Source organism: Pseudomonas sp. FSL R10-1339 (assembly GCF_009600545.1).
GTDB lineage: Bacteria > Pseudomonadota > Gammaproteobacteria > Pseudomonadales > Pseudomonadaceae > Aquipseudomonas > Aquipseudomonas bubulae.
Genome location: NZ_WIVQ01000063.1, coordinates 21,507 through 27,831 on the forward strand (window position 1 = coordinate 21,507; position 6,325 = coordinate 27,831).

General features: G+C 58.8%; 5 protein-coding genes. 1 reads left to right on the forward strand and 4 read right to left on the reverse strand.

Annotated elements, in window-relative coordinates; all coding sequences use genetic code 11:
* The first annotated feature begins 134 nt into the window (after window positions 1–134).
* Window positions 135–1,058 carry a transaldolase gene (tal, locus tag GHO03_RS16930; protein WP_095002385.1) on the forward strand — a complete coding sequence of 308 codons (924 nt, stop codon included), beginning with the start codon at window positions 135–137 and terminating at the stop codon, window positions 1,056–1,058.
* A 64-nt stretch (window positions 1,059–1,122) separates the two neighbouring features.
* Here the strand turns inward: tal and rfaD are convergent, their stop codons facing one another.
* From rfaD to GHO03_RS16950, 4 genes are all read right to left on the reverse strand, one after another.
* Complete coding sequence (rfaD, locus tag GHO03_RS16935; RefSeq protein WP_095002384.1) at window positions 1,123–2,112, reverse strand: ADP-glyceromanno-heptose 6-epimerase; 990 nt, start codon at window positions 2,110–2,112, stop codon at window positions 1,123–1,125.
* A 70-nt stretch (window positions 2,113–2,182) separates the two neighbouring features.
* The gene (locus GHO03_RS16940; protein ID WP_095031874.1) at window positions 2,183–2,959 is read right to left on the reverse strand and encodes a class I SAM-dependent methyltransferase; all 777 of its coding nucleotides are present in this window, start codon (window positions 2,957–2,959) and stop codon (window positions 2,183–2,185) included.
* Window positions 2,960–3,026: 67 nt separating this feature from the next.
* Window positions 3,027–5,471 (reverse strand): TonB-dependent receptor, encoded by a 2,445-nt coding sequence (locus GHO03_RS16945; RefSeq protein WP_153400230.1) that lies wholly within the window; start codon window positions 5,469–5,471, stop codon window positions 3,027–3,029.
* A 135-nt stretch (window positions 5,472–5,606) separates the two neighbouring features.
* Window positions 5,607–6,325, reverse strand: a 719-nt coding sequence (locus tag GHO03_RS16950; protein ID WP_153400231.1) for a FecR family protein, incomplete at its 5' end; no start/stop codon positions are given.

Here is a 6,325-nt window from a genome sequence, read left to right on the forward strand (position 1 = left end):
ACAGATTAAATCTGCACCATTAGTTGCACTGCGGGCGTATTCAACGGCATTCTGCCACTTACCGTTCAACGAACTAATGATCGAAGACGCACTCAATCTGTACTGCCATTAATACCTTTCCGACAGAGACGCTCATGACTTCCAAGCTGGAACAACTCAAGCAGTTCACCACCGTGGTCGCAGACACCGGCGACCTCGACGCGATTACCCGCCTCAAACCCGTGGATGCAACCACCAACCCGTCGCTGCTGCTCAAGGCCGCCGCGATGCCCGGCTACGCAGAACTGCTGCAAAACGCCATCAGCCACGCCAAAGGTGATGTAGGTCAGGCCTGCGACCACTTCGCGGTGTCTGTGGGTAGCGGTATCTTGAACGTGATTCCGGGGCGCATTTCCACTGAAGTCGACGCCCGCCTGTCGTTCGACGAGCCTGCCCTGCTGCAAAAAGCCCACCAGTTGATCGAGCTTTACGACAAGGCCGGTGTAGGTCGCGACCGCGTGCTGATCAAGCTGGCCTCGACCTGGGAAGGCATCCGCGCTGCCGAGAAACTGGAAAAGGACGGCATTCAAACCAACCTGACCCTGCTGTTCTCGTTTGCCCAGGCCGCTGCCTGTGCCGATGCCGGGGTGTTCCTGATCTCGCCGTTCGTGGGTCGGATTTACGACTGGTACAAGAAGTCCACCGGCATTGACTACACCGGCTCCGATGATCCGGGCGTGCAGTCCGTGACCCGCATCTACAACTACTACAAGGCCAACGGCTACAACACCGTGGTGATGGGCGCGAGCTTTCGCAACCTTAACCAGATCGAACAGCTGGCCGGCTGCGACCGCCTGACCATCAGCCCCGACCTGCTGGAAAAACTGGCATTGGACGACGGCAAACTGGAACGCAAACTGGCTCCGGGCAATAAAGGCGAACCACGCCTGAGCCTGAACGAAGCACAATTCCGCTGGGCCTCCAACGAAGATGCCATGGCCACCGAAAAACTGGCCGAAGGCATCCGCCAATTCGCCCGTGACCAGGAAAAGCTGGAAGCACTGCTGTCAGGTAAATAACTTCATTTTGTGGGAGCAAGCCTGCTAGCGAAATGCCCTTCGCCAGCAGGCTCGCTCCCACGACCTAAGATGCAAGAAGCCCTGCACAATAGCTCTGCACGCCCTCCTCCAGCCCAAGCATTGGCTCGCGATACCCCGCTTCGCGCAACTGCCCGAGATCTGCGCAGGTGTACACCTGATACTTGTGCTTGAGCCCGTCAGGGAACTCGCAATACCGCAACACTCCGTCCAGCAAGGCCGTCTCAAGGGTCAGGGGCGGCCTGTCCTCGGCAGCGCGTACACTGTTGATGGTCGCCAGTGCCAGGTCATTGAATGACCGCGCGCACCCAGTGCCCAGGTTGAAAACACCACTGGTTTGCGGATGGTCCAGCCAATGCAGATTGACCTTGACCACATCCTCCACAGAGACAAAATCGCGCTCATGCCCGCCCGCCGGGTAGCCGCCGTACTCGCCAAACAACTCGACATGGCCATGATCGCGATACTGGTTAAAACAGTGCCAGACCATCGAAGCCATGCGCCCTTTATGCTGTTCGCGGGGGCCGTACACATTGAAGTAGCGCAAGCCCACAATCTGGCTGCGCGTCCTGGGCAGCAACTGGCGTACCCGCTGGTCGAAGAGGAATTTGGAGTAGGCATAGACATTCAGAGGCTGCTCGTACTCGCGGGCTTCACGAAACTCCCGTTTCGCGCCGTAGACCGCCGCCGAAGAGGCATACAGCAAAGGTACCGACTGTTCCTGACAGGCTTGCAGCAGGTCGCAGCTGTAACGGTAGTTGTTGTCCATCATCAACCGGCCATCACTTTCTACCGTACTGGAACAGGCGCCCTGATGCAGCACGGCACGCACTTCGCCCAGTTGATGGGTCGTAAAGCGCTGTACGAATTCACGCTTGTCGAAGTAATCAGCGATATCGCAGTCTGCTAGATTGCGGCACTTGTCGCCGTCAGTCAGATCGTCGACGGCGATGATGTCGCGCTCGCCGCGTCGGTTCAGGGCCTTCACCAGATTGCTGCCGATAAACCCGGCAGCTCCGGTCACGATGATGCTCATCTATGGCTACCTCCTGGAACATGAGTTGAGCTCAGGCTATGCCTGTGCGACGCGTCAGCATTGATGCAGGTCAAGCGTCCTTGCGGGTGACAAATGCCGACGTGACATACGGCACGCTGACGGTGCCACCGTGATTCAACGCGTTATGCGAGGCGACAAAAGCCGCCAGTTGCTGTTCCAGGCGATCACGCTCGGCCGGTATCAGAGCCGAGATAAAGCTGGTGGAACGCACCCGATTGAAGATTACGTCTTCTACCGGTCCGTCGTGGGAATGGCTCAGTTTCTGCTCGCGCAAAGGGCCAAAACCCGGATGAGGAAATGCCTGACGCCACGCGCCGGTATAGAAGCGCGGGGCATCACCTTCCCACTGATTGACCAGCGCATCCAGTTGCGCCACCCACGGCACACTGGCATCGCGCAGGTTCCAGATCAGCCCCAGTTGCCCGCCAGGCTTGAGCACGCGATGAATCTCGGTCAGCGCTGCAGAGGTGGCGAACCAGTGAAAAGCCTGCGCGCACACCACCACATCGACACTGGCATCGGCCAGAGGAATGGCCTGGGCAGTGCCTTGATGGGTTTCGACTTGCGGATAGCTGCCGGAGAGCTTGTCGAGCATGGCCTGCACCGGCTCGACCACAATCACCCGCGCGCCCGTCTGTAACAGGCGCGTGGTGAACTTGCCGGTACCGGCTCCAACTTCAAGCACGGTTTGCCCGGGCCCCAGGCCAAGGGTTTCGGACAACCATGCGGTCACACCCGCCGGGTAATCCGGGCGCCCGCGCACATAGGTGTCGGCGCCCTGCTTGTAACCATCTGCTGCTGCCTTGTGGATGGTGGTATCGCTCATTGCCAGCCTCCGATTTCGTGGTTTTTAACCATAGTCGACCCAGGGCACACGCGAGATGAAAACCTCGTCAGAAACGGTACTTCATGCCCAGCATCAGGTTGCGCGGGTCACCGTAGTAATAAGTCGAGTACAAACCGTAACCGCTAAGGTATTCACGATCGAAAACGTTGTTTAAATTAGCTGACGCACTGAGGTTCTTGGTGATGTCATAGCGGGCCATCAAGCCGACCACGGCAAAGCTGCCTTCCTTGGCTTCGGTCTTGATTGTTGAATCCAGCTCGCTGTAGGTCGAGCCCTGCCAGGTCAGGTTGCCGCCCACGTTAAGGTCTTTGAGGTCGCCGGTCAGTTGATAGCTGGTGGCCAGTTTGAACAATTGCTCAGGGTGGTTGCTGTTGATCCGCTTGCCGTCCTTGTCCCGTGGCTGGGCGTAGGTGTAGCCCGCCAGCAATTGCCAGCCGGTCATGATTTCGCCGGATATTTCGGCCTCGATGCCCTTGGTCTTGGTACCGCTGATTGCCTTGTAGGCATCCTGGCCATCATCCCGCACACCATCGTATTCGGCGTAGTTGTCCTGTTTGATCATGAACAGGGCAAAACTGGTGTTCAGCGCCCCGCCGAAATACTCGGACTTCAGACCCGCTTCATAGCTTTGGCCAGTCATCGGCGGCAGAACCTTGTCGTCACGGTCGAAGTAGCTTTGCGGCGTGAAGATATCCGTGTAGCTGGCATAGACCGAGTGGTTTTCGTTCAGGTCGTAGACGATCCCGGCATAAGGAATCATCTTCCCGGTTTTTTTGCTGTTATCCGTGGTTGGCACAGTTTGCGCCGCGTTATAGGTCATTGTGCCTTTGCGATCGTAGTCCACTACCCTGGTTCCCAGGATGATCGACAGGTCGTCCACAGGTTTGAGGCGCAATGCTGCGTAGGCTGCCGACTCTTTGGTTTTGTACTTTTGCTTCAACCCCTGGCTCAGATCAGTAGGACGCGGCGCGTCATTGTTCCAGTTTTCGTAGTTGACGGTCAGGTCATCGGCATTCATTGCCAGGTAGTCCGTGCGCCGGTCACTGACGTTCATCCCCACCACCAGATCATGGGTACGCCCCAACAGCTCAAACGGCCCGGTCGCATAGGCGTCCAGTGTATCGGTATTGATTTCGAAGGTTTTGCTCCCGCTCATGAACTGCGCCTGGCCGGTGGCCTTGTCCGGAAAAGGCCCCCAGCCCACCAGGTTGCCCTGCAACTGCTCGGTGTTGCCCTTCCAGTGGCTGGCCTCGACCTTGAGCAGCCAGTCGTTGGCAAAACGCTGTTCAACACCAGCGAAATACTTGGTGCTTTCACTGTCGGCATACGCCCACTTGGCGGCGGGATTCATCGAGCGCTTGAAATGGGTGCGGCTGCCATCGCTGTAATACAGCGGCAATTGGCCAAAGCTCGAGCCGTTGGAATTGATCCGCTGATAGTCGATACCGGCGTACAGAGTGGTGTCGTCGGTCAAATCCGCTTCGCCGATGCCATAGAACACGTCCTTGGTCGAGGAATAGCGATCGATAAAGGAACGGCCATCTTCGTGGGCGGCGACGACACGTCCGCGCAGTGCGCCGTTTTCCGTCAGCGGCCCGGACAAATCCAGCTCGCTGCGATAGCGGTCCCATGAGCCGCCGCTGCCTGATACATAGCCCTGAAACTCCTTGGTGGGACGCTTGCGCACCAGGTTCGCGGCCCCCGACGGGCTACCCACACCGCTCATCAAGCCGGTGGCACCGCGCACCACCTCTACGCGATCGTAAATGGCCATGTCACGCATGCCCAGGCCATTGGTATTGGTGGTGAAATCCGAGGTCGGCACACCGTCGTACTGAAAGTTATCGAGGGTGAAACCGCGAGAGTAAAAGTTGTAGCGCTCGCTGTCGTCATGCACCACGGTGATGCCGGGGGTTTGCGCCAATACCTGAGCGATACTGCCCAAACCTTGGTCAGTCATTTGCTGACGGGTAATGACCGTCACCGATTGCGGCGTTTCACGCAGCGAAAGCGGCAACTTGGTCGCCGTACTGGTTTCACCCGTGGTGTAGGAGTGACTGCCCTCAGTGGTGCTGCCCAACGCCAGACCCGTGACGCTGGTGGCTTGCAATTGCAACTGGCCGTCCACATTGGCGGAAGTCAGTGGGTATAGGGTCCAGACTCCGCTGGCGCCTTCGGTGGCCGTCAAACCGCTGCCCTTGAGCAGTTGCTGCAAGCCCTGGGGCACATCAAAGCGGCCCTTGAGGGCTGACGCCTGCTTGTCTTGCACCAGCGCCGGGTCATAAGGCAGGGAGATATTGGCCTGCTGGGCGAAGCGGTTCAGTGAATCTTCAAGCGTGCTAGCGGGCACGTCGAAACTGCGCTGAACACTCAAGGGCGCAGCACTGACCAGCGATAGCGGCTGCGCCACGGTGCCCAGTAAAACGATATGCAAGGCCATGGCCAGGCGGTTGCGGGGAGGCAATGAAGGGTTGCGAAAAACACGGGACATTGGCGCGGGGCTCCTGCAATGGATAAGTCTTATGCCTATCTGTCGAAGGCCAGCCGAAAACCCGCAAAGAAATTTGCGCTGTGGGAGCGAGCCTGCTCGCGAATGGCTTTCGCGAGCAGGCTCGCTTCCACACTACTAAGCCGCCACAATGCGTGTCCAGAACCGTGTCCGGCGCTCAATACGCACCGCCAGCGACTGGCTCAAACCCTCCAGCGCATGGTCAATGCGCTGGAGTTGAAACACCCCGGAAACCCGCAATTCAGCCACCGCCGGATCACACTGCAACCAGCCGTGGCGATAGCGCGCCAGTTCTTGCACGAGATCCTGCAAGCGCATCTGCCTGGCCACCAGCACACCGCTGACCCAGCCATTGGCACTAAACACGGGCGCAGGCTGCAACTGTGCAGAACGTGGATCGATCAGGTACTCGCTGCCCGCCTGTACCAGCACTGGCCGGGTATCGGGCAAGTGAATCGCCACTACGCCCTCCTCGACCATCAAGCGAGTACGCCCTGACTCCTGACGTACATCGAATGCGGTGCCAATAGCCTGCAGGCGCGCTTCACGGGTATGCACCCAGAATGGCCTGCGCCCGCTCGCAGATCCCGGATCCTGACCCGTACGGATAAATATCTCGCCTTCGCGCAACACAATCAGGCGCTGTTGCGCAGTGAACAGCACATCAGCAGCACTGTCGGTATTGAGCTGCAAACGCGTGCCATCGAGCAGATTGAACGAATGCCGCTCTCCCACGCCGGTCGCATAGTCGGCACCCACGCTCCGCCAGGGCTGCTGTTGCAGGACCAGGCCGCCCGCGCCTGCGCCGAGGATGCCCAGGCCGAGCACTTTGAGGG